Origin of the sequence: Streptomyces sp. NPDC088116, from assembly GCF_044741745.1 — a bacterium.
In the GTDB taxonomy this organism is placed as follows: domain Bacteria; phylum Actinomycetota; class Actinomycetes; order Streptomycetales; family Streptomycetaceae; genus Streptomyces.
Genome location: NZ_JBIUTF010000008.1, coordinates 324,882 through 349,892 on the forward strand (window position 1 = coordinate 324,882; position 25,011 = coordinate 349,892).

The 25,011-nt window shown below is 70.7% G+C and carries 24 protein-coding genes; 9 read left to right on the top strand and 15 right to left on the bottom strand.

What is annotated here, in order from left to right; genetic code table 11:
- The first annotated feature begins 25 nt into the window (after positions 1-25).
- The gene (locus ACIOJD_RS30365) at positions 26-637 is read left to right on the top strand and encodes a hypothetical protein (protein ID WP_401919267.1); all 612 of its coding nucleotides are present in this window, start codon (positions 26-28) and stop codon (positions 635-637) included.
- Between the two features lie 49 nt (positions 638-686).
- Here the strand turns inward: ACIOJD_RS30365 and soxR are convergent, their stop codons facing one another.
- Positions 687-1,232, bottom strand: a complete 546-nt coding sequence (gene soxR / locus ACIOJD_RS30370; protein ID WP_401919268.1) for a redox-sensitive transcriptional activator SoxR — start codon at positions 1,230-1,232, stop codon at positions 687-689.
- Between the two features lie 150 nt (positions 1,233-1,382).
- Between soxR and ACIOJD_RS30375 the strand changes: the two genes are divergently transcribed.
- Positions 1,383-1,844, top strand: coding sequence for a MaoC family dehydratase (locus tag ACIOJD_RS30375; protein ID WP_401919269.1), 462 nt, complete (start codon positions 1,383-1,385; stop codon positions 1,842-1,844).
- 11 nt (positions 1,845-1,855) lie between these two features.
- On the opposite strand, the gene ACIOJD_RS30380 is transcribed toward ACIOJD_RS30375, so the two are convergent.
- The 3 genes from ACIOJD_RS30380 to ACIOJD_RS30390 all read right to left on the bottom strand — a co-directional run bounded on the left by ACIOJD_RS30380 (position 1,856) and on the right by ACIOJD_RS30390 (position 4,107).
- Positions 1,856-2,482: a TetR/AcrR family transcriptional regulator gene (locus tag ACIOJD_RS30380; RefSeq protein WP_401919270.1), complete on the bottom strand. Its 627-nt coding sequence runs from the start codon at positions 2,480-2,482 to the stop codon at positions 1,856-1,858.
- Positions 2,483-2,579: 97 nt separating this feature from the next.
- Positions 2,580-2,867, bottom strand: coding sequence for a YiaA/YiaB family inner membrane protein (locus tag ACIOJD_RS30385; protein WP_401919271.1), 288 nt, complete (start codon positions 2,865-2,867; stop codon positions 2,580-2,582).
- An 88-nt stretch (positions 2,868-2,955) separates the two neighbouring features.
- Positions 2,956-4,107 carry an acyl-CoA dehydrogenase family protein gene (locus ACIOJD_RS30390; RefSeq protein WP_401919404.1) on the bottom strand — a complete coding sequence of 384 codons (1,152 nt, stop codon included), beginning with the start codon at positions 4,105-4,107 and terminating at the stop codon, positions 2,956-2,958.
- Positions 4,108-4,211: 104 nt separating this feature from the next.
- On the opposite strand from ACIOJD_RS30390, the gene ACIOJD_RS30395 reads away from it, so the two are divergent.
- Positions 4,212-4,865 (top strand): TetR/AcrR family transcriptional regulator, encoded by a 654-nt coding sequence (locus ACIOJD_RS30395; RefSeq protein WP_401919272.1) that lies wholly within the window; start codon positions 4,212-4,214, stop codon positions 4,863-4,865.
- Positions 4,866-5,114: 249 nt separating this feature from the next.
- Here ACIOJD_RS30395 and ACIOJD_RS30400 read toward each other — a convergent pair whose 3' ends face one another.
- Together ACIOJD_RS30400 and ACIOJD_RS30405 are read right to left on the bottom strand one after the other, a co-directional pair.
- A complete protein-coding gene (locus ACIOJD_RS30400) occupies positions 5,115-6,026 on the bottom strand; it encodes an NADP-dependent oxidoreductase (protein ID WP_401919274.1) in 912 nt (303 codons plus the stop codon).
- An 8-nt stretch (positions 6,027-6,034) separates the two neighbouring features.
- Positions 6,035-6,523 (bottom strand): nuclear transport factor 2 family protein, encoded by a 489-nt coding sequence (locus ACIOJD_RS30405; RefSeq protein ID WP_401919275.1) that lies wholly within the window; start codon positions 6,521-6,523, stop codon positions 6,035-6,037.
- 163 nt (positions 6,524-6,686) lie between these two features.
- Here ACIOJD_RS30405 and ACIOJD_RS30410 point away from each other — a divergent pair, with 163 nt between their 5' ends.
- Positions 6,687-7,517: a LysR family transcriptional regulator gene (locus tag ACIOJD_RS30410; protein WP_401919277.1), complete on the top strand. Its 831-nt coding sequence runs from the start codon at positions 6,687-6,689 to the stop codon at positions 7,515-7,517.
- Between the two features lie 238 nt (positions 7,518-7,755).
- Here the strand turns inward: ACIOJD_RS30410 and ACIOJD_RS30415 are convergent, their stop codons facing one another.
- From ACIOJD_RS30415 to ACIOJD_RS30440, 6 genes are all read right to left on the bottom strand, one after another.
- On the bottom strand, positions 7,756-8,838 hold the full coding sequence (locus ACIOJD_RS30415; RefSeq protein ID WP_401919278.1) for a zinc-binding dehydrogenase: 1,083 nt from the start codon (positions 8,836-8,838) through the stop codon (positions 7,756-7,758).
- A 43-nt stretch (positions 8,839-8,881) separates the two neighbouring features.
- Complete coding sequence (locus tag ACIOJD_RS30420; RefSeq protein WP_401919280.1) at positions 8,882-10,294, bottom strand: aldehyde dehydrogenase family protein; 1,413 nt, start codon at positions 10,292-10,294, stop codon at positions 8,882-8,884.
- Positions 10,295-10,338: 44 nt separating this feature from the next.
- The gene (locus tag ACIOJD_RS30425) at positions 10,339-11,745 is read right to left on the bottom strand and encodes an MFS transporter (protein ID WP_401919281.1); all 1,407 of its coding nucleotides are present in this window, start codon (positions 11,743-11,745) and stop codon (positions 10,339-10,341) included.
- Positions 11,745-13,253, bottom strand: a complete 1,509-nt coding sequence (locus tag ACIOJD_RS30430; RefSeq protein ID WP_401919282.1) for a CitMHS family transporter — start codon at positions 13,251-13,253, stop codon at positions 11,745-11,747. The genes ACIOJD_RS30425 and ACIOJD_RS30430 overlap by 1 nt, the downstream gene beginning before the upstream one ends.
- 193 nt (positions 13,254-13,446) lie before the next feature.
- Positions 13,447-15,774, bottom strand: a complete 2,328-nt coding sequence (locus ACIOJD_RS30435) for a molybdopterin oxidoreductase family protein (RefSeq protein ID WP_401919283.1) — start codon at positions 15,772-15,774, stop codon at positions 13,447-13,449.
- A 103-nt stretch (positions 15,775-15,877) separates the two neighbouring features.
- Positions 15,878-16,486 (bottom strand): TetR family transcriptional regulator, encoded by a 609-nt coding sequence (locus ACIOJD_RS30440; protein ID WP_401919405.1) that lies wholly within the window; start codon positions 16,484-16,486, stop codon positions 15,878-15,880.
- Positions 16,487-16,693: 207 nt separating this feature from the next.
- Between ACIOJD_RS30440 and hmgA the strand changes: the two genes are divergently transcribed.
- The 3 genes from hmgA to ACIOJD_RS30455 all read left to right on the top strand — a co-directional run bounded on the left by hmgA (position 16,694) and on the right by ACIOJD_RS30455 (position 20,332).
- Complete coding sequence (gene hmgA / locus ACIOJD_RS30445; protein WP_401919284.1) at positions 16,694-18,013, top strand: homogentisate 1,2-dioxygenase; 1,320 nt, start codon at positions 16,694-16,696, stop codon at positions 18,011-18,013.
- Positions 18,014-18,123: 110 nt separating this feature from the next.
- Complete coding sequence (locus tag ACIOJD_RS30450; RefSeq protein WP_401919286.1) at positions 18,124-18,882, top strand: GntR family transcriptional regulator; 759 nt, start codon at positions 18,124-18,126, stop codon at positions 18,880-18,882.
- A gap of 94 nt (positions 18,883-18,976) precedes the next feature.
- Positions 18,977-20,332, top strand: a complete 1,356-nt coding sequence (locus tag ACIOJD_RS30455) for a type ISP restriction/modification enzyme (protein WP_401919288.1) — start codon at positions 18,977-18,979, stop codon at positions 20,330-20,332.
- 13 nt (positions 20,333-20,345) lie between these two features.
- Here ACIOJD_RS30455 and ACIOJD_RS30460 read toward each other — a convergent pair whose 3' ends face one another.
- On the bottom strand, positions 20,346-21,140 hold the full coding sequence (locus ACIOJD_RS30460; protein ID WP_401919289.1) for a TetR/AcrR family transcriptional regulator: 795 nt from the start codon (positions 21,138-21,140) through the stop codon (positions 20,346-20,348).
- Positions 21,141-21,204: 64 nt separating this feature from the next.
- Here ACIOJD_RS30460 and ACIOJD_RS30465 point away from each other — a divergent pair, with 64 nt between their 5' ends.
- Both ACIOJD_RS30465 and ACIOJD_RS30470 read left to right on the top strand, forming a co-directional pair.
- Positions 21,205-22,245, top strand: coding sequence for an ATP-binding cassette domain-containing protein (locus ACIOJD_RS30465; RefSeq protein ID WP_401919291.1), 1,041 nt, complete (start codon positions 21,205-21,207; stop codon positions 22,243-22,245).
- Positions 22,242-23,039 (top strand): ABC transporter permease, encoded by a 798-nt coding sequence (locus tag ACIOJD_RS30470; RefSeq protein WP_401919293.1) that lies wholly within the window; start codon positions 22,242-22,244, stop codon positions 23,037-23,039. Before ACIOJD_RS30465 ends, ACIOJD_RS30470 begins: the two co-directional genes overlap by 4 nt.
- Before the next feature lie 213 nt (positions 23,040-23,252).
- On the opposite strand, the gene ACIOJD_RS30475 is transcribed toward ACIOJD_RS30470, so the two are convergent.
- Together ACIOJD_RS30475 and ACIOJD_RS30480 are read right to left on the bottom strand one after the other, a co-directional pair.
- Complete coding sequence (locus ACIOJD_RS30475) at positions 23,253-23,516, bottom strand: hypothetical protein (protein WP_401919294.1); 264 nt, start codon at positions 23,514-23,516, stop codon at positions 23,253-23,255.
- 203 nt (positions 23,517-23,719) lie between these two features.
- Positions 23,720-24,529 carry an SGNH/GDSL hydrolase family protein gene (locus tag ACIOJD_RS30480; RefSeq protein ID WP_401919295.1) on the bottom strand — a complete coding sequence of 270 codons (810 nt, stop codon included), beginning with the start codon at positions 24,527-24,529 and terminating at the stop codon, positions 23,720-23,722.
- Positions 24,530-25,011 lie beyond the last annotated feature (482 nt).

A 25,011-nucleotide genomic window follows, 5' to 3' on the forward strand; every position in this document is an offset into this window, starting at 1 on the left:
GAAGAAGCGACGGAGGTGGCATGCGATGGCCGGATTCCGGAGTCTTGCGAGACAGGTGCGCGACCCGCGGTGCGATCTGGCCTTGCGACGGTATTCACTGCGCAAGTGCCTGGAACGATTCGCCCCTTATGGGCATCGGGCGACCTGGGATCATCTGTGTGCGAGGCACAGCATCGAACCCGAGGACAGGGCACCCGAACCGGCGCGGCTGATGGCCGCGCTGGACGAACTGGAAGAGGCGCGGGCCGTATGGCTCGCGTACGAGGTGAAGTTCGCGGAGCGGCGCAAGCGCGAGAAGCACGACGGGCTACGACGACCCGGGAGTTTCGACGACTGGCACCGCCGCACCTGGGGCGGGAACGGTGTCGCCCGGTGCGACAACCCCGCGGTCCATCCGTCGGAGTCGCTCGCCGAGGTGCTGCGGCGACTGATCTCCGGCCTGGAGACGGGCCCCGGAGTGACCTGCCCGGTGTGCGCGGAGCACGGAATCATCTGGCGGCCCGATCTGACCAACGAGCCGTGGTCGGGACCGGTCTGCACGGGCTGCGGCATCGTCGTGCCGGCGCCCGTCCTCACGTCCGAGGCGCTGCGCCGGGCGAAGTTGATACGGCTGGAGGAGCTGGCGTCGGTGGCATGAGGCCTGCGGGGGCCTGCCTCGGGCAGCTCTTGGGCGCGCCCCCGCGGTGTCATCGGGCTCCCGGGTCCTTCGAGCCCTCAGGGGCCTGCGGAACCTCAGCGGCCCCCGCGCCCCCGGGGGCCTTCGGGCGCTGCGGGACCCGGTGTTCCGGAAGCAGGCGCGAGCCCGTGATGCGGTCACCGACGACATCGTCCGGGTTGGACAGGACGCAGGTCTCCATGGAGAGGCAGCCGCAGGCGATGCAGTCGGTGAGGTGGTCCCTCAGCCTGCCCAGCCGGCTGATGCGTTCGTCCAGCTCCGAGCGCCAGGCCCGGGAGAGCCGGGCCCAGTCCTCGCGGTTCGGGGTGCGCTCCTCGGGGAGTTCGGCCAGCGCGTCCCTGATCGTCGCGAGCGGGATACCCACCCGCTGGGCGGCCCGGACGAACGCCACGCGGCGCAGCGCGTCACGACCGTAACGGCGCTGGTTGCCGCTCGTCCTGCGGCTGCTGATCAGCCCTTTGGTCTCGTAGAAGTGCAGGGCCGACACGGCGGCGCCGCTGCGCGCCGACAGCTGGCCGACGCTGAGCTCATGGATCTTCTCCGGAATCTGTGGCACCCCCCGAAGATTACTGGCCGGGCCGGGCGTCCACCGGCGCCGGTGTCCTCGTTGACAGGAGCACACCCGCCGCCCATGCTGAGCAAGCGCTTAGACAGGCGCCACGCGCTGTGCGCGTTCGACGGGTCCGAGAGGCAGGGAAACAGAGACATGGCCGAGCCGAGAGTCTTCACCTCCGCCGATGAGCTGCGCGCCGGAGTCGGCGAGCAGTTGGGTCACAGCGGCTGGCTGGAGATCGACCAGAAACGGATCGACCTCTTCGCCGATGCCACCGGTGATCATCAGTGGATCCATGTGGACCCGGAACGGGCCGCGGCCGGGCCGTTCGGCACGACGATCGCGCACGGCTATCTGACGCTGTCACTGCTGCCGGTGCTCGTGCCGCAGATCCTGCGGGTCGAGAACGTGAGGATGGGCATCAACTACGGGACCAACAAGGTCCGTTTCCCCTCCCCCGTGCCCGTCGGCTCCCGGCTGCGCGCCTCGGCCGTCCTGAAGGAGGTCACCGACGTCACCGACGGGGTGCAGATCACCATGCTCGTCACGGTCGAACGAGAGGGCGGCGGCAAGCCGGCCTGTGTGGCGGAGTCCGTCTCCCGCTACCACTTCTGACCCCTTCCGGGCTACTCCCGGACCGCGACCATCCGCAGAACGAGGTCGGCGTACAGCGCGCCGACCTCGTCGGGCGTCCGGGCCCCCGCCGTGTTGAACCAGCGCGCCACATCGATACAGAGCGACAGCACCGCGAGCGTGGTCCCCGGCACATCGGGGACGTCGAACTCCCCGTCCCGCACGCCCTCGACGAGGATCCGCCGTACCGCCGCGTTGCTGCGCCGCCGCAGCTCCACGATCTCCGCGCGGTGTTCCGCGCCCAGCGCGTCCAGCTCGTACTGGACGACCCGCGCGGTCGTGTGCCGTTCCGCGTGCCAGCGGACGAAGAGCCGTACGGCTTCGGCCAGCCGGTCCGCCGCCGTACCCTCGCCGCCCGCGGCCGCCGTCAGGATCTCCAGGGCCTTGTCGTGGCCGATCCGGCTGATCCGGTGGAGCAGTTCTTCCTTGGTCTTGTAGTGGATGTAGAGCGCCGCCGGGCTCATCCCCGCGCGTCCGGCGATATCGCGCGTGGTGGTGGCGTGGTACCCGCGCTCGGCGAACGCCTCGACGGCGGCGACCAGCAGCCTCCGGGCCGCTTCCGGGGCGACCTCACCCCACGGCTCGTTCTCGCCGTCCGCCGTCTGAATCGCCGTACGCATCGCTCACCCCAACCCACTCGCTCAAGCCACTGCGGGCACTCGGCTCACTGGGCTCACCCAGCAGGACGAACACCATACCCCGAGGCTGAGCAAGCGCTTAGAGCTTCTGGAAAGGGTCGTGCTCGGCGAGGATCTTCTCCAGCCTGGCCTGGTCGACCCGGCTGACGATCTGCCCCGCCTCCTGCCGGTCCCTGACCACCTTGGCCAGCGTGAACGCCGAGGTCGTGAGGTAGAGGACGGCGATACCGAGGAAGCCGCGCACCCAGGCGCTGGCTTCGAGCTTGAGGATGCCGACGGTCACGGCCGTGAGCGCGAGGGCGAAGGAGGCGACGGCCTGTCCGTAGAAAGCCGCTGTGTTCTGCTGTTTGACGGAGGTCTCGGTCATGGGGGACAGCATCCGGGGCCGCCCGGCGGATCTCATCCGCATCCGTACTCAGAGCGGTACTCAGCCGGGAGGGACCTCGGAGCGGCCTTCAGAAGGCCGAAACCCCGGTCAGCGCACGCCCGATGATCAGTTTCTGGATCTGGCTCGTGCCCTCGTACAGCGTCATCACCCGGGCGTCGCGCAGCAGTTTGCCGACCGGGTACTCGTCGATGTAGCCATAACCGCCGAAGACCTGGAGCGCGTTGTTGGCGGAGCGTACGGCGGCCTCGGAGGCAAAGAGCTTGGCCTGGGAGGCGGCGGTGGCGAACTCCTCGCCGCGGTCGATGAGATCGGCGACCCGCCAGGTGAGCATCCGGGCCGCGTCCACATCCACGGCGATGTCGCTGATCAGCTCCTGGACCAGCTGGTAGTGGGCGATGGACCTGCCGAACTGCTCTCGCTCCCCCGCATACCCCACGGCCGCTTCGAGCGCCGCCCGCGCGATCCCGACACAGCCGGCGGCGACCGACATCCGCCCCTTGGCGAGCGCGGACATGGCGATCGAGAAGCCCTTGCCCTCGGGGCCCAGCAGGGCGGTGGCCGGGACCCGTACGTCTTCGAGGACCAGCTCCGCGGTGGCCTGGCCGCGCAGTCCGAGCTTGCCGTGCAGAGTGCGGCGCGTCAGCCCCGGACTGTCGGCCGGTACGAGGAAGGCGGAGACGCCCCGGTGGCCCGGAGCGTCGTTGGTCCGCGCGAAGAGCAGGACGACATCGGCCCAGGTCCCGTTGGTGATGAACATCTTGGAGCCGTTGACGACCCAGTCACCCCCGTCCCGGACGGCCCTGGTCGTGAGACTGCCCGCGTCCGAGCCCGTGCCGGGTTCGGTGAGCCCGAAGCAGCCGATGGCCTCGCCGGAGGTGAGCCCCGGCAGCCACGCGCGCTTCTGCTCCTCGTCGCCCCAGGCCGCGAGGGTCTTGGCGACCAGCCCGAGCGATACGGAGACGATGCCCCGCACGGAGGAGTCGCCGCGCCCCAGTTCCTCCGTGACCAGGCAGTACGTGAAGTGGTCGCCGCCGCAGCCGCCGTACTCCTCGGGCACGGTGAGCCCCAGGAAGCCGAGCGCGCCCAGCTTCGCCACGATGCCCCGGTCGACGCTCTCGCCGCGGTCCCAGTCCACGACGTACGGCGTGACCTCACGGTCGACGAAGTCCCGGGCGACCTTGCGTACGGCTTCCTGCTCCTCGCTCAGCTCCAGATTCACGGCGGGCACCCCCAGGGTCGGCGAGCAGGCACGGTCACCAGCACGTGCGAGCACGATTAATTAGCACTGCTAGTTTCTGATCGGCAGGCCCTACTATGAGCGCCATGGCCAGACCGCGCAAGCCCCTCCTCAGCCGAGAGCGCATCGTCGTGGCGGCGAGCGCGCTCGTGGACGCCGAGGGGCTCGAAGCGGTCTCCACCCGGCGGCTCGCCGCCGAGCTGGGGGTGAGCGGGCCCTCCCTCTACAACCACTTCCGCACCAAGGACGAGATCCTCGAAGCCGTCGCCGACGCGGTCAGCGCCCAGGTCGACTTGTCGATGTTCGAGGAGAGCGACGACCGCGACTGGCGCACCGCGCTGCACGACTGGGCCGTCTCCTACCGCGCCGCGCTCACCGACCATCCGCACGTCGTCCCGGTCCTGGCCCGCGGCCCCGGCCGCCGCCCGGCGGGTCTGCGGGTGGCCGACGCCGTCTTCGGCGCGATGGTCCGGGCCGGCTGGCCGCCCGCGCAGGCCACCCATATCGGCGCGCTGATGCGGTACTTCATCACCGGCTCGGCGCTCGGCTCGTTCGCCCGGGGCTTCGTCGACGACGCGACGGCGTACGACCCGGCCGACTACCCGCACCTCGGCCAGGCACATCTGCTGGCCGAACGACGACAGCAGGTGGACGAGGGCTCCTTCGAGACCGGCCTGCGGGCACTGCTCGACGGGCTCTCGCTCCAGTACGAGCGGATTGCCCCGGATACGGACGGATGACCCCGGAGCCCCCGGCCACAGGTCCGTCGCCGACGGTTCGACAAGACCGGCTTCCGACAAGGCTGACCACCGGGAGCGCCACGCGGTCGGGTGCGGGATCGACCGCCTCAAGCGCCACCGGACGGTGGCCACGAGGTACGACAAACCCGCTGTCGCCACGAGGCCACCGTCGCGGTCATCGATGAGCCGCTTTGACCAGCACTTTCGATCCAAGGCCCCCGTTCCGGCCGGGGACCATGGGATGTCGCGTCAGGTGATCTCGACGACAACCTTGCCGGGGCTCCCACCGGCGGCCAGTGCGCGCTGGGCGTCGGCCGCGCGTTCCAGGGGGTAGACGGCCCCGACCCGCACGGTGAGCTTCCCGGTCCCGGCGAGTTCCGTCAGCGTGGTGAGATCGGTGTGGCTCATGCGGCAGAAGACCGACGTGACGCCGGGTGCACCGACCTCGACGATGGACGCCACGCGTGCGCCGGGGCGGACGGCACCCGCCGTCGCGGCGAGTACACCGCCGACGGTGTCGAGGACCACGTCCGCACCGTCCGGGGCGAGTTCCCGTACGCGGTCGGCGGCCCCCTCGCCATAGGTGACCGGTTCGGCGCCGAGCGAGCGCAGGTAACCGTGATCGCGCGCGGAGGCGGTGCCGATGACGCGGGCTCCGCGGGATCGTGCGATCTGGACGGCGAGGGAGCCCACCCCGCCGGCCGCTCCGCGCACGAGCAGGATCTCGCCGGGCCGAACGTCCAGAACGTGGACGACGGCCTGGTAGGCGGTCAGTCCCGCCATCGGGAGGCCTGCCGCCTCGGTGAAGCCCATGGCACGGGGCTTGTGGACGAGAGTGCGTACATCGGCGGAGACCAGTTCGGCCAAGCCCCCGTGGGCACGCTGGACGTCGCCGCGCACGTACCCGATGACCTCGTCTCCCGGGGCGAACTCCGGGGCCGCGGGACCGGGACGCTCCACCACGCCCGCGATGTCCCAGCCGGGGACGACCGGGAAGTACGTGTCGACGGCGCTGTCGCGCGCCCCGGCTTGCAGGGAGAGGTCGGCAGGGTTCAGCGCCGCGGCCCGCACCCGTACCAGGACCGAGTCGAAATGGGTCTTGGGCTCGGGCAGCTCGGCCGGCTCCAGGACCTCCGGACCGCCGTAGCGGCGATAGACCATGGCTTTCATCATGCCCCCGCAACCGCGTACGGCATGTCCAGCAGCACGCTGTGCCTGACGATCTTCCACTCGCCGTCCACCCGGCGCAGATCCGTGTCGTAGTACCCGGACTCGATCGGCCGGACGGTGCCCTGGAGGCCGGAGGCCCCGGCCGGCCAGCCGTCGGCCGGGCGGGCGAAGGCCCGCGTCTCGAATACGACGAACTGGGCGTTCAGGTGGGCGTGGTCGCCATCGACGTCGATGAGGTGGTCGGAGGTGATGTGGTGACTGGAACCGCCCTCCGGGTGTGCGGCCATGAGGTTCGTGACCCCGTATTCCACGCCCGCCCCGCCGACCAGGGGCTCACCGAACGGCTCGTAGCTGTCGGGGCCGGTCTTGGTGTGGATCTGCACCACCGCCTCGTCGGTGAACAGGCCACCCTGCGCCCTGCCGTCGCGCCGGTCCGTCGCACGGACGTAACGGGCCAGCACTTCCGAGATCTTGCGCTCGTCGCTCATCAGAGCGGATTCCTCTCCTCGTCGCATCCGGGACCCGCGGCGGGGTCCCGGCGTAGCGCCCTCCCGCGGGGCAACGAACCCCACGGCAGCCGCTGCCTCCAGCAGACCAGGGCACCGCCCGGGGAGCCATGATCGTTTCCGTACGCGGCGATACCCTGGCGGTATGGATCGACTGGAGACCCGGGAACTCGTCTACTTCGTCACCGTGGCTGAGGAACTGCACTTCAGCCGGGCGGCGGAGCGGTTGGGCATCGCTCAGCCGCCGCTGTCCCGGGCCGTGTCCCGGCTGGAGCGCCGCATGGAAGTGCGGCTCCTGGAGCGCACCAGCCGCCGCGTGGAACTCACCGCCGCGGGCCTTGTCTTCCTGGACGAATGCCGCCGTCTGCTCCTGGCTCTGGACGCCGCCGTGCATCGCACCCGGCGGGCGGTCTCCCCCTCCCGGCTCGCCCTCGCGGTCCGCCCCGGCACCGGCTCCGGTCTGCTCGCGCGGATCCTGCGGTACCACGACGGCGCCGAACCCGAACTCGTCTTCACCCATGACCAGGCGGGCGCCCTGCGCGACGGCACGGCCGATGTCGCCCTGCTGTGCACGGACGGCGACGGCCTCACCGGCCTGCGGACCATCGAGGTCGCGGAGGAACACCCCGTCGTCCTCCTGCCACGCGACCACCATCTCGCGCGCCGTGCGGCAGTGACCACCACCGAACTCCGACGGCAGTCCGTCTATCAGGAGCAGTGCCCGCCGATGGGCCTGGACGAGATCCTCGACCGGGTCGCACTCGGTCGGCTCATCACCGTCGCAGGCTCGGGCACCGCCGACCGCCTGACCCGGGAGGTGATCGCCGTCCCCGTACCGGATCTGCCCACGACGACGCTGGCCCTCGGCTGGCTCCCGCAGACCTCACGGCCCGAGATCATCTCCTTCGCCCGCACCGCGCAGCGCATCGCCGCCGATCGCGCCGACACTCAACTGCTCGGCGAACGGACCCCGTGAGCATTGGCAACGGGCGGACTCCGGCCGGCACTTTGACCACAGGCCAGGTCCTGTCGGGTCGGTCTTCGCCGGGCCCTGAACGCCCGGCACGGCACCTCGCCGCGTCGCCGAAACGCCCACGGGAAACCACTCTGCGGGCGCCCCGGCGCCTTGCGATCCACCGCCCTGGACGCCCCCCCCCCCGGACGCCCCGTGCTGATCCGACAAGACCGACCGGACAGGACCGACCGGACAGGACCTAGAAGACGACCAGCGCGCGGCCACCCCGTCCCGCCAGCATGTTCTCGAACGCGGCGGGGATGCCGTCGAGGCCGATCCGTTCGGTGACCAGTGCTCCCAGATCGAAGCGTCCGGCCCGGATGTGTTCCGCGAGCACCGGCAGGTCCTTCGCCGGGTCGCTGTTGCCGTAGACGCAGCCGGAGAGCGTACGGCCCCAGTGAAACAGTTCCATCGCGTTGAAGCCGACCTGCTGGTCCTTGCCGCCGATGCCGACGACCGTCGTACGGCCGCCGCGCCGGGTGGAGTCCCAGGCGGTACGGATGGTCGCGGCGCGGCCGACACACTCGACGGCCACATCGGCGCCCCGGCCGCCGGTGAGCTTGCGGATCTCCTTGGCTGTGGTGTCGGAGGCGACGACGTAGTCGGTGGCCCCGGCCGCGCGCGCCAGTGCCTCCTTCTCCGGGGAGACATCCACGGCGATGATCGTCGGGGCGCCGGCGATCCTGGCGGACTGGAGGACGGCGAGGCCTACCCCGCCGACTCCGAAGACCACCACGGACTCCCCCTCGCGGACGCGCGCGCAGTGGTGGACGGCGCCGTATCCGGTGAGGACCGCGCAGCCGAGCAGCGCGGCGTCGGTGAGCGGGATTCCGCCGGGCAGCGGCAGGACGCAGTTGGCGGCGACGACGGTCTCCTCGGCGAACGCGCCGACGTTCAGGCCCGGATGGAGTTCCGTGCCGTCGGCGCTACGGACGGCGTGGATGCCGGCCACGCCCACGAGCGCACGGTCGCAGAGCCAGACCTCACCGATGGCGCAGGGGTGGCATGTGCCGCAGGACGGCGCCCAGTTGAGGACGACACCGTCGCCGGGTGCCACCTGGGTGACGCCCTCGCCGACGGAGACGACCGTACCGGCGCCCTCGTGGCCGAGGACGGCGGGGACCGGTACCCGCACCGTGCCGTTGGACAGGGACAGATCGGAATGGCAGACACCGGCGGCGGCGATACGGACCCGCACCTGGCCGGGACCGGGCTCGGGAAGGTCGATCCCGGCGATCTCCAGCGGCGCTCCGACGGCGGACAGAATGGCTGCGCGGACCACGGGTTTCCTCTCTCCTTCTTCTCTTGTTCGGGGCCCGAGCGGCTCAGAGCTGGAGGGACTTGGTCTGGAGGTACTCGGTGAGCCCGTGTGCGCCCAGTTCGCGCCCGACGCCCGACTCCTTGTGGCCGCCGAAGGGCGCGAGCACATTGAACCGGCCGCCGTTGATGTCGACCTGCCCGGTGTCCATCCGGCGGGCGAAGGCCACGGCCTCGCTCTCGTCCCCGGCCCAGACCGCCCCCGCGAGGCCGTAGACCGTGCCGTTGGCGATACGAAGGGCGTCCTCCTCGTCCTCGTACCGCAGGAGGGAGACGACCGGGCCGAAGATCTCCTCCTGGGCGATGGTCATATCGGGGGTGACATCGGCGAAGACGGTCGGCGCGACGTAATAGCCGGCGGGGTGCGGGGCCTCGGTGCCGCCCGCGACGACCCGGGCGCCGTCCGCGATGCCCTTCTCCAGATAGCCGAGCACCCGCGTCCGCTGCTTCTCGCTGACGAGCGGGCCGAGGCGGTTCGCGGGGTCGTGCGGGTCGCCCGCGGTGTAGGCCGCGACCGCGGCCTTCGCCAGCTCGACAGCCTCGTCGTACTGATCGGTGTGGATCAGCATCCTGGTCCACGCGCTGCATGTCTGGCCCGAGTTGGACATGACGTTGGCGACGCCGGCCTTGACCGCCTTGGCGAGATCGGCGCTCGGCAGAATGACATTGGCGGACTTGCCGCCCAGTTCCAGGGCGACCCGTTTGATCGCCGCTCCGGCGGTGGCACCGATCCGCTTGCCGACCGCCGTGGAGCCGGTGAAGGAGACGAGGTCGACGTCCTCGTGCTCGGCGAGAGCCTGGCCGGCGACCGGGCCGAGGCCGGTGACCAGGTTGAAGACGCCTGCGGGCAGGCCTGATTCATGCACCAGCTCGGCGAAGAGGCGTGCGGTCAGCGGGGTGTCCTCGGCGGGCTTGACGACGATGGTGCACCCCGCAGCGAGCGCGGGGGCGACCTTCGCCACGATCTGGTGCAGCGGGTAGTTCCACGGGGTGATCGCGCCGACGACCCCCACCGGCTCCATCAGCACGGTGGAGTTGCCGACCTTCTCCTCGAAGGGGTAGGTGAGCGCCAGTTCGGCGTACGAACCGGCGACCCTGGCCGGGGCGCCGGCATGTACCCGCTGGGCCAGGGCGAGGGGCGCACCCAGTTCGGCGGTGACGGTCTCGGCGATCTCGTCCTTACGGGCCACCAGCAGGTCGCGCAGCGCGGTGATGTACGCGGCGCGCCCGGCGGGCGGGGTGGCGGCCCAGTCCGGAAGGGCCGCCCTCGCCGCGCGTACGGCGGCGTCGACATCCTCCGCCGTACCGGCCGGGACGGTGGCGATGATCTGTTCGTCCGCCGGGTTCACCACGGAGATCGTGTCCGTGCCCGCTGCGGGCCGCCACGTTCCCCCGATGTACATCCCGTCGTATGCCTTCATCGCCATTCCTCCCAGGGCTGTCGCATCTCTTCGTGCGCCCCAAACTAGCGATGATAGTTTTTCGGCGCCAGAGAACCGGGAGATCCGTGCGAGTCGGCTTGAGGTTCGACGACCTGAGGATCGACGACGGCCGGTTCCAAGGACTCCATGGATCCCGTGGTCTCCGTGGATCCCGTGGTCTCCGTATGTTCCGTGGACTCCGTGGGTTCCATGGACCCCGTACGCTCCGGGAGTTCTGTGGACTCCTCCCCGGCGCCGTCGCCGCCCGGCCTGCGCAGCCCCAGTCCACCCGCCACCAGCAAAAGCACCCCGAGCATCACGAACGGCGCGGCCGTCCCGGCGATCCCCGCGACCAGACCGGCCGATGCCGGGGCCGCGACCTGTCCGAGGCGGTTGCCGGTGAGCCGGAGCGCCAGCGCCGTGGAGCGTGCCCCGTCGGGAGCGGCCCGTACGACCGTCGTCATCGACAGCGGCTGGCCGACCCCCAGACAGAAACCGAGCACGGCCAGCATCAGGGCCAGCGCCCACACCGGTACGGGCAGCGCGATGCCCGCGCACAGCAGCCCGCCGACCAGACAGGTGACGACGAGCAGGACCGTACGGCCGATCAGCCGGATCATCGGCGTCATCACCAGCCGGCAGGCGATGGTGGCCGCCGCGCGCAGGCTCAGCAGCAGGCCGATGGTGGCCGGCGCGATCCCGCGCTGCTCACCGATGACCGGCAGATAGGCGGTGAGGATGTCGGTCGCGGAGAGCACGGCCAGGCTGATGAAGATGCCCGCGGCCACCCCCTTGGTGCGCAGGATGCCCAGGACGGGGACCTTGGCCGGCCGTTCGGCCACCGTTGGGCGCGCCGTACGGGCCTCGATCCGCCAGAGCGAGGTGAAGGAGACCGCGGCGGCAGCGGCGGCGGCCAGCAGGGCGAGGGCGCTCGTACGGGCCATCTGCTCGCCCTGTCCGGAGACGAACAGCCCGGCCGCCATCGGTCCGGCGAGCTGGCCGAGAGAGGCTCCGATGGTGAAGTGGCCGAAGTTACGGTCCTGTTCGGCCGGGGCGCTGCGGCGGGCGACGATCGACTGGGCGCCGATGACGAAGCAGAGATGGCCGAGGCCCATCACTCCGCTCCAGGCGGCCAGGGTGGTGAGTGAGCCGGACAGGCCGCTGAGGGCGCAGCCGCCGGATATCAGGAAGACGCCGACGACCAGCAGCGGGGCACACCGCCCCTGGTCCGTCCTGCGGCCCAGGGGTACGGCGGCGAAGAGTGGCAGCAGCGCGTACACCGCGGTGATCACACCGATGGCGCGCTCGTCCGCGCCCACGGAAAGTGCCCGGTAGGAGACCGCCGGCCGAGCCATCGACACCGCGCCCTGCGCGAAGGCGAAGGCGATGACGAGGCGGAGGAGCCAGCCTCTCCCACCGGGCACCCGTTCCGGGCGGGATGCCTGGACCATCAGATGATGCCGAAGAGTATTCCGGCGCCGAGCACCACCAGCGAGGTGAGCGCGGCCCACTTGACGGTGAACTTGGTGTGGTCGCCGAACTCGACCTTGGCCATGCCGACCAGGACGTAGACGGCGGGGACGAGCGGGCTCGACATGTGGAGCGGCTGGCCGACGAGGGAGGCGCGGGCGATCTCAAGCGGGGAGACGCCGTGGGCGGCGCCGGCCTCTGCGAGCACGGGCAGGACTCCGAAGTAGAAGCCGTCGTTGGACATGAAGTACGTGAGCGGCAGGCTCAGCACACCGGTGACGATCGCCATGTGCGGGCCCATTCCCTCGGGAACGGCGCCGACGAGCCAGTCGGCCATGTGCTTGACCATACCCGTACCGGTGAGGACACCGGTGAAGACGGCGGCGGCGAAGACCATCCCGGAGACGTTGAGGACGTTGTCGGCGTGGGCCGCGATCCGGGCCTTCTGCTCGGCCATGTTCGGGTAGTTGACGGTGAGGGCGAGGGCCGCGCCGAGGAGGAACAGGACCGGGATCGGCAGCAGCTCCAGGATCATCGACGTGAGCAGCGCGACGGTCAGCCCGGCGTTGAACCAGTAGAGACGGGGGCGCAGGGTGGCGCGGTTGGGGTCGAGGCCCTGGAAGCCGTCGTCGTCGGACTCGTCGGATTCATCGGCACCGTCGGACTTGTCGGTGTTCCCGGCGGACGCCGTACCGGAATCGCCCGCACCGCCGGTCGCGGTGCCACTGCCCGTACCGGCGCCCGTGCCGCTCCCGGTCGTCGTGGACGAGCCGGCTCCGGTCTTCACCAGCAGCTTTTCGAGCTTGCTCCCGGACGTGGTTCCGGAGCCCCCCGCGGTCTCGGTGCCGGTCTCCAGCGCCTCGTCGAGGGTCAGCATGCCCAGGCGCTTGCGCTCCCGGATGCCCAGCACGTAGGCGAGGAAGAGCACGGCGACCAGTCCGACGGCGAGCGCCGGGATCATCGGGACGAAGACATCACCGGCGTCGACCTTGAGCGCGGTGGCGGCGCGGGCCGTCGGGCCGCCCCAGGGCAGGGTGTTCATCACGCCGTTCGCCGTGGCGGCGACACCGGTCATCACGATCCGGCTCATCCCGAGCCGCTTGTAGAGCGGGTACATCGCGGAGACGGTGATCATGAAGGTGGTGGAGCCGTCACCGTCGAGCGAGACGATCGCCGCGAGCACGGCCGTACCGACGACGATCCGCATCGGGTCGGCCTTGCAGAAGCGCAGGATGCCCCGGACGATCGGATCGAAGAGTCCGACGTCGATCATCACGCCGAAATAGACGATGGCGAACATCAGCATCGCCGCGGTGGGCGCGAGATCGCCGACGCCCTTGAGGACGTAATCACCGAGCTGGCCGCCCTGCCCGACGATTACGCAGAAGAGTGCCGGAATCAGCACCAGCGCCGCGATCGGCGACATCTTCTTCATCATGATCAGCACCAAGAAGGTGGCGATCATGCCGAAGCCGAGGATAGTCAGCATGTTGGGAGGCCCCTCACGTTCACCGTTGAACTCCGCCGGGGGCGGCGGTGCGGATGACGTTAGGGCTGGTTTCCAGCCGTTAACAAGATGTTGACGTGTGAGCAATACGAGCAAAAGCCCAGGTCATGCCGGGGGTAGCGGGGCAGAGATCGAAATGGTGAGGCAGCGGGGGTACTGATTCGGCCGTGGCCGCCTATCGGTCCGTGGGGGACAGCTCGACCGGGAAGCCGTTGAGCACGGCGGTGCCGGAGAGCGGATCGAGCCGTGAGCCGTCGAGCAGCTGGTTGACATTGACCCCGGGCCGGGCGCTCGCCACCGATGTCCGGGTGCCGGGGCGGTTGTGGCCCCAGCCGTGCGGCAGGCTCACCACACCGGTCCGGACGGCGTCGGTGATCTCCACCGGCGCCTCCAGCGAGCCTCCGTCCGCGCTGATACGGACCGGACGGCCCTCCGCGAGACCGAACCGGGCCGCGTCGTCCGGGTGGATCTGGAGGGTGCAGCGGTTGGAGCCGCCGCTCAGCGCCGGGATGTTGTGCAGCCAGCTGTTGTTGGACCGCAGATGACGGCGGCCGACCAGCACGAGCGAGGCGGGCCGCGCGGCCAGGGCACGGCGCAGCCGGGGCAGATCGGCGGCGATCGGCGCGGGCAGCAGCTCGATCCGTCCGCTGCGGGTCCTGAGGAGCGCCGGGACGCGGGGGCGCAGCGGGCCGAGGTCGATGCCGTGCGGACGCTCCAGCAGCCGGTCGAGGCACAGGCCCTCCGCGTCGGCGGTGCCGGACGTACCGGTCGCGCCGGAGGGCTCCTCCGCGCCGAAGCCGTCGCCGTACGGGCCGAGGCGGAGCATCAGATCGAGCCGCCGCTCGGGGCCCGTACGGCCGGTGAGCAGCGCCGACAGCTCTTTCGGGTCACGGCCGTGGACCGGTGAGTCCGGGTCGGCGACGGCCTTGCCGAGCGTACGGTCGATCACCATCTCGTCCACGGCCGAAGGGGCCGCTCCGTGCATCCCGCTCACGGCGAGAATGAGCCGGGCCAGGATCTCGCCCTCGTCGAGCCCGCCGTCCTCCAGCGGAACGGCGGCCGGGGTGTAGCGGACCTGGTTGCGCACGGCGAAGCCGTTGAAGGCGAAGTCGAAGTGCGCGCTCTGCGCGGGTGGCGGCGGAGGCAGCACGACATCCGCGTGGCGGGAGGTCTCGTTGAGATACGGATCGACGCTGACCATGAAGTCGACCCCGGCAAGGGCCCGGTCGATGCGGTCGCCGTCGGGTGCCGACAGTACGGGATTGGCCGCGAGGGCGATCACCGCGCGGATCCGTCCGTCCCCCGGTGTCTCGATCTCCTCGGCCAGCGCGGAGAGGGGCAGTTCCCCCTTCGCCTCGGGGTGTCCGCTCACCCTGCTCGTCCAGCGGCCGAGGGCGAAACCCTTGCCCGGAGCGGGAGTCCGGGGCGCCCGGTCGGTCGCGGAGAGCGGGAAGAGCGCGCCGCCGGGCCGGTCGAGATTGCCGGTGAGAATGTTCAGTACGTCGACCAGCCAGCTGGCGAGCGTGCCGAACTCGACGGTGCAGCTGCCGATCCGCCCGTAGACGGCGGCGGTCGGCGCGGCGGCGAGTTCACGGGCGATGGCACGGATCTCCCCGGCGCTCATGTCGCAGGCAGGCGCGACCGCCTCGGGGGTGAAGTCCCGTATCGCGTCGTGGACTTCGGACATTCCCTCGACATGGTCCGCGAGCCGTCCGAGGTCGGTGAGCTTCTCTTCGCAGAGGACCTGTGCGAGGGCGGCGAGCAGCAGGGCGTCGGTACCGGGCCGGATGGCGACGTGCCGGTCGGCGAGCCTCGCGGTGCGGGTACGGCGCGGGTCCACGACGGTGAGCGTGCCGCCGCGTTTGCGCAGCGCCCTGAGCTTGCCGGGGAAGTCGGGGGCGGTGCACAGACTGCCGTTGGATTCCAGCGGGTTGGCGCCCAGGAGCAGCAGATGGTCCGTACGGTCCAGGTCCGGTACGGGAATGGCGAACGGGTCGCCGAAGAGCAGCCCGCTGGAGACATGCTTGGGCATCTGGTCGAGCGTGCTGGCCGTGAAGAGGTTACGGGTGCCGAGCGCGCCCAGCAGGGCCGTCGGGTAGAGCGCCCCCGCCATGGTGTGGACATTGGGATTGCCGAGGACGACACCGACGGACTGCGCCCCGTGCTCCTCGATCAGCGGCCGGAGCCGGACGGCGATCAAGTCGAAGGCCTCCTGCCAGCTCGCCTCCGCCAGCTCTCCGTCCCGGCCGCCGCGTCGGACGAGTGGGGCGCGCAGCCGGTCGGGGTCGGCGTCCAGCTCTCCGAAGGACGCGCCCTTGGGGCAGATGAAGCCCTTGCTGAAGACGTCTTCGCGGTCGCCCCGGGCGCCGGTGACGGTGCGCCCCTCGATGGTGAGCGTCAGTCCGCAGGTGGCTTCGCAGAGTGGGCAAATGCGGAGGGCGGTACGGGCTCGGTGCGCACCCCCGACGGTGCTCTCGGGAAGGACGGTGTTCTCGGGAAGCATGGGGGTCCTCCGGGGCGGCGGCAGCGGTGGCGCGCGAGCACTGCCGAGCATACCGACCGGTACGGCCAGCGGAAGGGGGAGCGCACAACTGGCCGGAGAGGGCTCAGTCGAGCGTCCTGGCCAGGTAGGCGCGGAGCAGTTCCCGGGTCTCGGAGACGATCCCGGGGTCACCGGACGCGTCGGTACGGAAGGCGAGTTGGAGCAGCGCGTCGGTGGCCTCGACGGCGACCAGGACCGTACGGCGCAGCGCCGCGCTCGGGGCAAGGCCGAGGTGGCCGGAGAGGAGAGCGGTGAGGCGGTCGGCGACCCACTGGTTGGGGTCGGCCGCCGGGTCGGCCGGGGACCGGCCGGACGCCGGAACGCGCGTGCCCAGCGGGAGTTGGGCACCGAAGTCGACCAGGGCGAAGCCGGGCACACCGCGTTTCATCGCCAGGTACTCGTCCAGCACGACATCGAGCGCACCCCGCCAGTCGGAGGCTGCGTGGGCGGCGAACCGCTCCGTGACGCGCGCGGCGTACCTGTCCAGATTGCGCCGGGCGAGGGCGTCGGCCATGGCGCGCTTGTTGCCGAAGAAGCGGTAGACGGAGCCGATGGGCACCCCCGCGCGGACGGCGACGGCACGGGTGGACAGCGCCTCGTAGCCGCTCTCGTCGAGGAGTTCGGCGCAGGCGTCGAGAATCCGGGCGAGCCGCTCCGTACTGCGCCGCTGCACCGGCGCCCGCCGGAGACCGCCGGCGCTTCTGCCACCTCCGCGGCCACTGCCATCACCGCCACCGGCACCGGCCTGCGGTGTCGCGTTCGTACGGTCGTGGGACACGGACTCCATGATGCCGCGCGGCGCCGTTGACGCGCTGTGCCGACAATCCTACGGTGCTCCATAGGATTCCAGGTTTCCTTCACCGAGGAGCGGACGCGGATGATGAGCGGCATCGAGCAGGCGCGGAAGACGGCCGGGGATCTGGACCACTCCCCCGGCTTCGGCAACGAACACAGTTCGCAGGCCGTCCCGGGCGCGCTGCCCCAGGGCCGCAACGCACCGCAGCGCGCGCCGCTCGGGCTCTACGCGGAGCAGCTGAGCGGCAGCGCGTTCACCGAGCCCCGCGCCCACAACCGCCGGTCCTGGCTGTACCGCATCCGCCCGTCGGCCGCGCATCCGCCCTTCGTCCGTGTCGACAACGGCTCGGTGCGGGGCGCCCCGTTCACCGAGACCGTCCCCGACCCCAATCGGCTGCGCTGGAATCCCCTGCCGGACCCCGCCCCCGGCACCGACTTCCTGACGGGTCTCTGGACGCTGGGCGGCAACGGCGACGCGACGCGGCGCGTGGGCATGGCGGTCCACCTCTACTACGCCAACGCCCCCATGACCGACCGGGTGTTCAGCGACGCCGACGGGGAGCTGCTGATCGTCCCCGAGCGGGGCGGCCTGCTGATCCGTACCGAGCTGGGCCTGCTCGCCGCCCGTCCCGGCCAGGTGGCGCTGATCCCGCGCGGCCTGCGCTTCCGCGTGGAGCTGCTGGACGGCACAGCGCGCGGCTATGTCTGCGAGAACTACGGCCGGCCCTTCGTGCTCCCCGACCTCGGCCCGATCGGCGCCAACGGCCTCGCCAACGCGCGGGACTTCCTCTCGCCCGTCGCCGCGTACGAGGACATCGAGCGGCCGACCCAGGTGGTCAACAAGTTCTGCGGAAATCTCTGGGCCGCCACCTACGACCACTCCCCGCTCGATGTCGTCGCCTGGCACGGCAACCATGTGCCGTACGTGTACGATCTGCGCCGCTTCAATGTCATCGGGTCCATCAGCTACGACCACCCGGACCCGTCGATCTTCACCGTACTGACCTCGCCGTCCGACACCCCGGGCCTGGCCGGTGTCGACTTCGTCGTCTTCGCACCGCGCTGGCTGGTCGGCGAGGACACCTTCCGTCCGCCGTACTTCCACCGCAATGTGATGAGCGAGTACATGGGCCTGATCGAGGGCGCGTATGACGCGAAGGCGGAGGGCTTCGTCCCCGGCGGCGGCTCACTGCACAACATGATGTCGGCGCACGGCCCGGACCGGGAGACCTTCGACCGGGCGAGCGCCGCCGAACTGAAGCCGCAGAAGATCGACGACGGGCTGGCCTTCATGTTCGAGACCCGCTGGCCGGTGACCACGACCGCGCAGGCGGCGGGGGCCGGGCATCTCCAGCGCGGGTACGACACCGTATGGCAGGGACTGGAGCGCCACTTCAGGCCCTGATCCGGAACGAGCGGACCCTGATCCGGAGCCGGCGGGCACCAGAACGCCGGCACCGGACACCCGACAGAACCGACCGAACCGACAGACCTTACGGAGCCATCGGAGACACCGTGACCGCCTTCGCCCCCGACTCGCTGGACCTGAACCGCAAGCTGCCGCTCTGGTACCAGGTCTCCCAGTCGCTGCGCGCCTCGATACTGGGCCGCCGCCCGCACGATCCGCTGCGGCTGCCCACCGAGGAGCAGCTCGCCGCGCACTACGGCGTCAGTGTGCTGACGATGCGTCAGGCACTCAAGGAGCTGGAGACGGAGGGCCTGATCAGCCGGCACCGGCGGCGCGGCACCTTCATCGAACCGGGCGCGCGGCGCGGCGCCCCGCGCCGGCTGCTCGGGTCCATCGACGCGATCGTGGCCCAGCAGTCGGGCGAACCGACCACGGTTCTGGGCCATGGTCCGACGCCGGTGCCCGGTGAGCTCTCGGATTATTTCCCGGACGTCGATTCGGTGGTCGCCTACCGGCGGCTGCGCCGCGACGCCGCGAGCGGGGAGCCGGTCAACTGGGCCGAGAACGCGGTACACCCGGAGGTGGCGGCCCGTCTCGACGTCGCCGATCTGGAGCGCTGGCCGATGACCAAGGTATTGCGCGACGTGGTGGGGGTACGGATCAGCCGGATCACGGACACGGTCGAGGCGCGGCTCGCGGATCCGGCCACGGCCGAGCTGCTGCGGGTGCCGCTGCTCAGCCCGATCCTGCACTACACGGGGGTGACGTACGACAAGGACGGCCGGGTCGTGGATGTCGCCCGGATCCACTACCGGGGCGACCGGTTCTCGTTCTCGGTCACCGTCGAGGCGGACCTCATGGGGTGAAGCCCCAACCCGCCCCGGCCCCCGGTCCGGCCAGGGCGGTTACGATGCCGCCGACGGCTCACACGGACATACAGGGCGAAGGAAGGATGCCCCCATGACGGCGACGCGGTCCGGCTCGGCCGGGGACGCCCCGCTCACCGAGGCCCCACGGCCCGCTGTTCCGCAGGCCCCGCCGCCGGTCACGGAGCCGGTCCCGGAGCCGCCGTCGCCGCGCTCCGGGGCAGCGCCGGTCTCCGAGGTCCCGCTGCTGAGCGAGCTGATGCCGTGGTCGACGGCTCCTCTGCGGTTCGGCAGGAACTGGATCCTCGCCCCCGACCGCCCGTCCCTCACGGCCCGCTGGGACCGGCTCATAGCGGCCCAGGACGCCGAGCGCGAGGCGCTGTTCGAGCCGACCCGGGCGCGTACACCGCACAGCGCGGTCGCCGCGCTGCCGGGGCGGGCCACGGGCACCGGGCGGTTCGTGCGGGAATCGGGCCGCTGCCCCCCGCCGTCGCGGGTGCTTCACGGGCCGTTCGACGAGCAGTGGCTGATCCCCGACCACCGGCTGATCGACGCGGCCCGCCCCGAACTGTGGCGGGTGGCCGACGACCACCAGATCTTCGCCGTGGAGCAGGGGTACGTGCCCGGCGCCCCGGCCATGAGCCCCGCCCTGCTGGTCAGCGCCCTGCTCCCGGTGGGCCGTTCACCGGCCGGGCGGCCGGGGCGGATCCGTCCGCTCTACCGCCGCCCCGGCGGCCAGGAACCGAACCTCGCCCCCGGTCTGCTCGCCGTGCTGACCGCGCGCCATGGCCGTGAGGTCACCGCCGAAGAGGTGCTGGCCTGGTCCGTGGCCGCCGCCGTCGCCACCCCCGAGGGCCCGGCCGTCCCGCTGACCGCCGATTCCGGGGCCTGGGCCCGAGGCGTGGAGCTGGGACGGCGGATGACCGGGATCCAGCTGCGCGGAGCGCGCGGCGGCGAACGGCCCCGGCTGCCCGGTGGTCGCCGACCCTATGTACGCGCCGCCGTCCCGGCCCGGCCCGGGACGATCTCGTACGACCCCGAGGACCAGGTGCTCCGGCTCGGCACGGGCCGCATCTCGCCCGTACCGGCCGAGGCCTGGGACTACTCGGTGGGAGACGTACGGATGCTGGAGCTGTGGTTCGAGCGCCGTACGGTCGCTCCCGAGCCGGGCACGCTGGCGGCGATCCGTCCGTCGGCCTGGCCGCAGGAGTGGACCTCGGAGCTGCTGGAGCTGATCACGGTGCTGGCGCTCCTCGCGGAACTCCGCCCGCTCCAGAGCGAATTGCACGAGATCATCAACTCGGAGAGCAGCGGCGACGGCGCCCCGGGGATCGGCCGGACGGAACTGCGGGCGGCGGGCGTTCTCCCCGTACCGGCGGCTGCCCGCAGACCCGCTTCCGTACTGGATCACCACGAGGAGGGCCCGGAAGGCCAGTTCGCACTGATCTGACGGGAGACCGGCCTCACGCTCCGGTCGGAGCCTGCTTCCGGTTCGGGGCGGAACCAGATCCGGAAGCGGAAGCGGAACCTCCGCCGGGCGCTTCCGGCCGCCCGGTGAACGAATCCAGGACCCGGTTGAGCGCCCGGTCGAAAAAGACCTCCACATCGACCGGCCCGGCATCCTCCGCGAACGCCGACGCCAGCCGGGGATAGCGGCCGGAGGCGATCTCGCGCCCCAGATAGGCCATCCGGACCGTGTGCTCCTGCTCCGCGGACCAGGGCAGGGACCGGGTGCGCTCGGCGCTCTGAAGCTCGTTGGCGACATAGGTGGTGACCACACCGTTGACCATCGCCACCAGTTCCATCTTCTCGGCGTAGGGCATGTCGAGCGCGTCCAGGCAGGCCAGGCTGTACTCGATGTACCGCAGCGAGTTCGGGCTGAATCCGTACACCGACGACATCAGCCGCGACATCCACGGGTGCCCGTGCATCATCGTGCGCGCCCGGTGGGCGAGGGCGGTCAGATCCGCCCGCCAGTCGCCGGACGGCTTCTCGGGCAGCTCGTACTCCCCGGCGACCGCGTCGGCCATCAGCTCGTACAGATCCTCCTTGCGCGGCACGTAGTTGTAGAGCGACATCGTGCCGCAGCCCAGCTCACCGGCCACATGCCGCATGGTGACGGCTTCGAGGCCGTCCGCGTCGGCGAGCCGGACGGCGGCGGCCGCGATGTCCGCGCGGCTGTACGCCGGCCTCGGGCCGCGGCCGGCCCGCTCCGGACGCGACCAGATCACTTCGGGTTCAGCAGGTCGCCCCGCCATCGGTCATCACCTCGCCCACCATCTTAGTTACGTACAACGTACGTAGTGCGGTACGGTGGGCCGCATGACAACTACGTACGCTGTACTTAGTGAAGGTCTGGAGAAGCGATTCGGCGGCGACGGCGGAGTGCGGGCCCTGAGCGGGCTGGATCTGGCCGTCGCCGAGGGCACGGTCTGCGGGGTGCTCGGGCCGAACGGAGCGGGCAAGACCACCGCCGTGCGGATCCTGACCACCCTGACCACACCCGACGCCGGGACCGCCCTGGTCGCCGGACACGACGTCACCCGCGATCCGGGCGCGGTGCGCCGGGCGATCGGCGTCACCGGTCAGAATGCCTCCGTCGACAGTGAGCTGACGGGGCGTCAGAATCTCCGGCTGTTCGCCAAGCTGCTCCGTATCAAGGGCGCGGCCGGCCGGGCGCGCGCCGATGAACTCCTGGAACGCTTCGAACTGACCGGCGCCGCCGACCGGGTGACGCGGACCTACTCCGGCGGCATGCGGCGCCGGCTCGACCTGGCCGCCAGCCTGCTGACCCGCCCCCGGGTGCTGTTCCTCGACGAGCCGACCACCGGCCTCGACCCGCACAGCCGCAACCAGATTTGGGACGCCGTGCGCGACCTCGCCACGCAGGGCACCACCGTCCTGCTGACCACGCAGTATCTGGAGGAGGCCGACCAACTGGCCGACGACATCGTGCTGATCGACCAGGGCCGGGCCGCGCACCGGGGCACACCGGCCGCGCTCAAGTCGCGTATCGGCTCGTACGCGGAAGTGGTCCTGGCCGAGGAGGCGACGGCGGGGGCCTCGGAGGCGGCACTCCTCGCGGCGGCGGGCGTGCTCGACCAGCTGACCGGCGCGGAGCCGGTGCTCGACCGGGAGCGCCGTACGGCGGGAGCGGTGGCGAGGGACCCCGCGCTGACCCTGCCCAGGATCGTCCGGGAACTGGACGCGGCGGGCGTGCCGGTGATCGACGCGAGCCTGCGCCCGCCGACGCTGGACGAGGTGTTCCTCCGGCTGACCGACCGCACCACGAGCCGTAGCGCCCACCGCCCCAACACCCCGACCGGGCCCACCGGCCCCAGGACCGAGGAGCACGCCGCATGAGCAGCACCACGATCGCGTACGACAGCGGCGCCGTCCTGGCCCGCCACCTCCAGCGGATCAAGCACGCGCCCGGCGTGGTGATCCTCACCCAGACCATGCCGATCACCATGCTGCTCTTCTTCGGTTACGTGTTCGGCAGCGCGCTGGCCGTGCCGGGCGAGCAGTACCGCGCCTACCTGGTGCCGGGGCTGCTCGCCGCCACCGCCGCCGGCGGCATCATGACCGGGATGTTCCAGTCGTCACAGGACGCACAGCGCGGGGTGATGGACAGGTTCCGGACAATGCCGATGAGCAGGGTCGCGGTGCCGTTCGGTCAGACCGCCGCGGACCTGCTGACGACGGCGGCGGGCCTGGTTCCGCTGCTTCTCGTGGGGCTCGCGGTGGGCTGGCGGATCGAGGGCGGGGTGCTTGAAACCCTTGGCGCCCTAGGGCTGTTGCTGCTCTTCCGCTTCGCCACCACCTGGGTCGGCGTGTACCTCGGACTGCTCATCGGCAACGAGGAAGCGGCAGGTCAACTGGGTTCCACGACGTTTGTCCTGCCGCTGCTCTCCAACGCGTACATCCCGACGGACGGGATGCCGGGGTGGCTGCGGACAACCGCGGAGTGGAACCCGATCAGCGCCCTCGCCACGGCCGTACGTGATCTTTGCGGCAACGCCGGGGCTGCGACGGACACGGCGGGCGCCGCGTGGCCCGTGACCCACCCGGTGGCCGGATCCATGCTCTGGTCGCTGGCGCTGCTCGTACTGTTCGTACCGCTAGCAGTACGGCAATATGCCAACAACGGAGAGTGACGGGAATCGGGGCGGAAAACGGAAGGCCAAGGCCGGTGTCGGGGAGTCAACTCACCGGCCGGGCCCCCGCTGAAACAAGGAAATCACCGCGCTCGGCGACCACACCGACGCACTACCGCCGGCCGTGGGGACGTCAGAAGACCGGGCAACAGCACTGCGTCGGACGACATGATCCGCCCGAGCGCGTTCAGAACGCCGTGATGCCGTATGAGGTCAGCCGCGGCTGCCGAACAGCGAACGGCGAAGACGTCGCAGCGGCGCGAAGAGCGAGACACGCGCGCTCCTGCTCCGGTGACGCTCCGACCGGTCACGCGAGGTCAGTTCCCGCATGAGCAGCGTGGCCTCGGCTGTCTCCCGCTGCGGTACGGCGGGACCGCCGAGCACCGAGAGATGGCGGTCGAGGCGCGAACTGGTCGCGCTGCTTCCGCAGGTGATCGCAGGGATTCGCGCCCTGCTGTGCACTGTTATCTGTTCCATTTCACTCCCCACCCGATACGAGACACCCGGCCCGGGCAGATTAACCCTATCGCTCCTTGGCAACACTCGTGTATCCCGCCTCCACGGTCAACCACACCCGTACGAGGTGGGAGGGACACACATCGATACGTGTGATTTCAGGGCGAGTTGGACAGATCGGAAGGGGTTGGTCACCCGGGCCGGAGGTTCGTCGCACGCCCCGTTCAGGCGGCCGAAGCGAAGGACGGCAGGTAGCCGCCCGACTGACCTGCGGCGGTGGGGTGGTACGACTCCCCGATGTTGAGCCAGTTCACGCTGTGCAACCAGGCCGACCCCGAGCAGATCTCGTGGCCGGTGAACGTCCCGGCGACATCGACGAAGGTGAAGCCGTGGTCGGCCGCCCGCTTGGCGGTCGCCGCGTTCAGATGGTCGGAGGCGTTGTTGATCGCGGTGCGCTCCTTCTCACTGAGCCCGGCGATACAGCTTCCGCTCAGCCGGTAGAAGCGGGGATAGCCGAGGACGACGACCCGGGCGGCCGGGGCCTTGGATCTGATCGCCGTGTACACCGAGTCGAGGTTCCCGGGCAGGGTGCTGTCGACATACGCGCGGGCCTGGTTGATCCGGCTGACGCAGGTGGCCTCCGACTGGAGCACACAGGTCGTCATCACATCGGCGAAGCCGGCGTCGTTGCCGCCGATGGTGATGCTGACGAGGTCGGTCGCCGCTCCGAGCGGAGCGAGCTGACCGGCGGTCACATCACCCGTACGAGCACCCGAGCAGGCGGTGAAGGCGAAGGTCGAGGGTGAATGCGCGGCCGCCCAGAGGGCCGGATAGGCCTTGGGGGTGCGCTTGCAGGCACCGCTGACACTGTCGTAACCGCCGGCTCCCAGACCCGAGGAGTACGAGTCGCCGAGCGCCACATAGTCGACGGCGGCGGCCGACTCCGCCGCCTTGGCCGAGGCCGCTCCGGTGAGAGCGAGGACGGCGGCGGCAAGGAGCGAGGATGAGAATGCCGTGATGCGGGACAGTTTCATAGAACCTCTCCTCAGCGGGTTTTCTGCCACAACTGTCGTACCAGCGGACCCACTTCGCTGGAAGCGTCCATGCCAAGTACATTCGGTGCAGATTTCCTGACAGATAGTCACTCGCGGGGGACGTTCCGGATACGACCGTCGAAGTATGGCCAAAGAAGTAAAAAAGTGAGCCCAGCCTCCAGGCCTTGCCATACAGTCCCAATCGTCAATATCTTCGTACTTTCACCCGCATCGGCCCATCACGCACAGCGGCTCCAGGGGAGGGGCAAGCGCCGCGATGGCTCCCGGAGCGGGGCGCGGTAGGGGGGTGCCGTGCTCGATGAACGCACACAGTGCACTACGTGCCGAGTCGCGTGCCGCGCGGCCAGTTCCACAGCTCACCCATCCAGCACGGAGTTCCATGCCGTCATGACCGGGGTGAGAACCCCCCTTTCGAACCGGAAACACACACGGACCGCCCGGGGGTGGGCGGTCCACCGGAC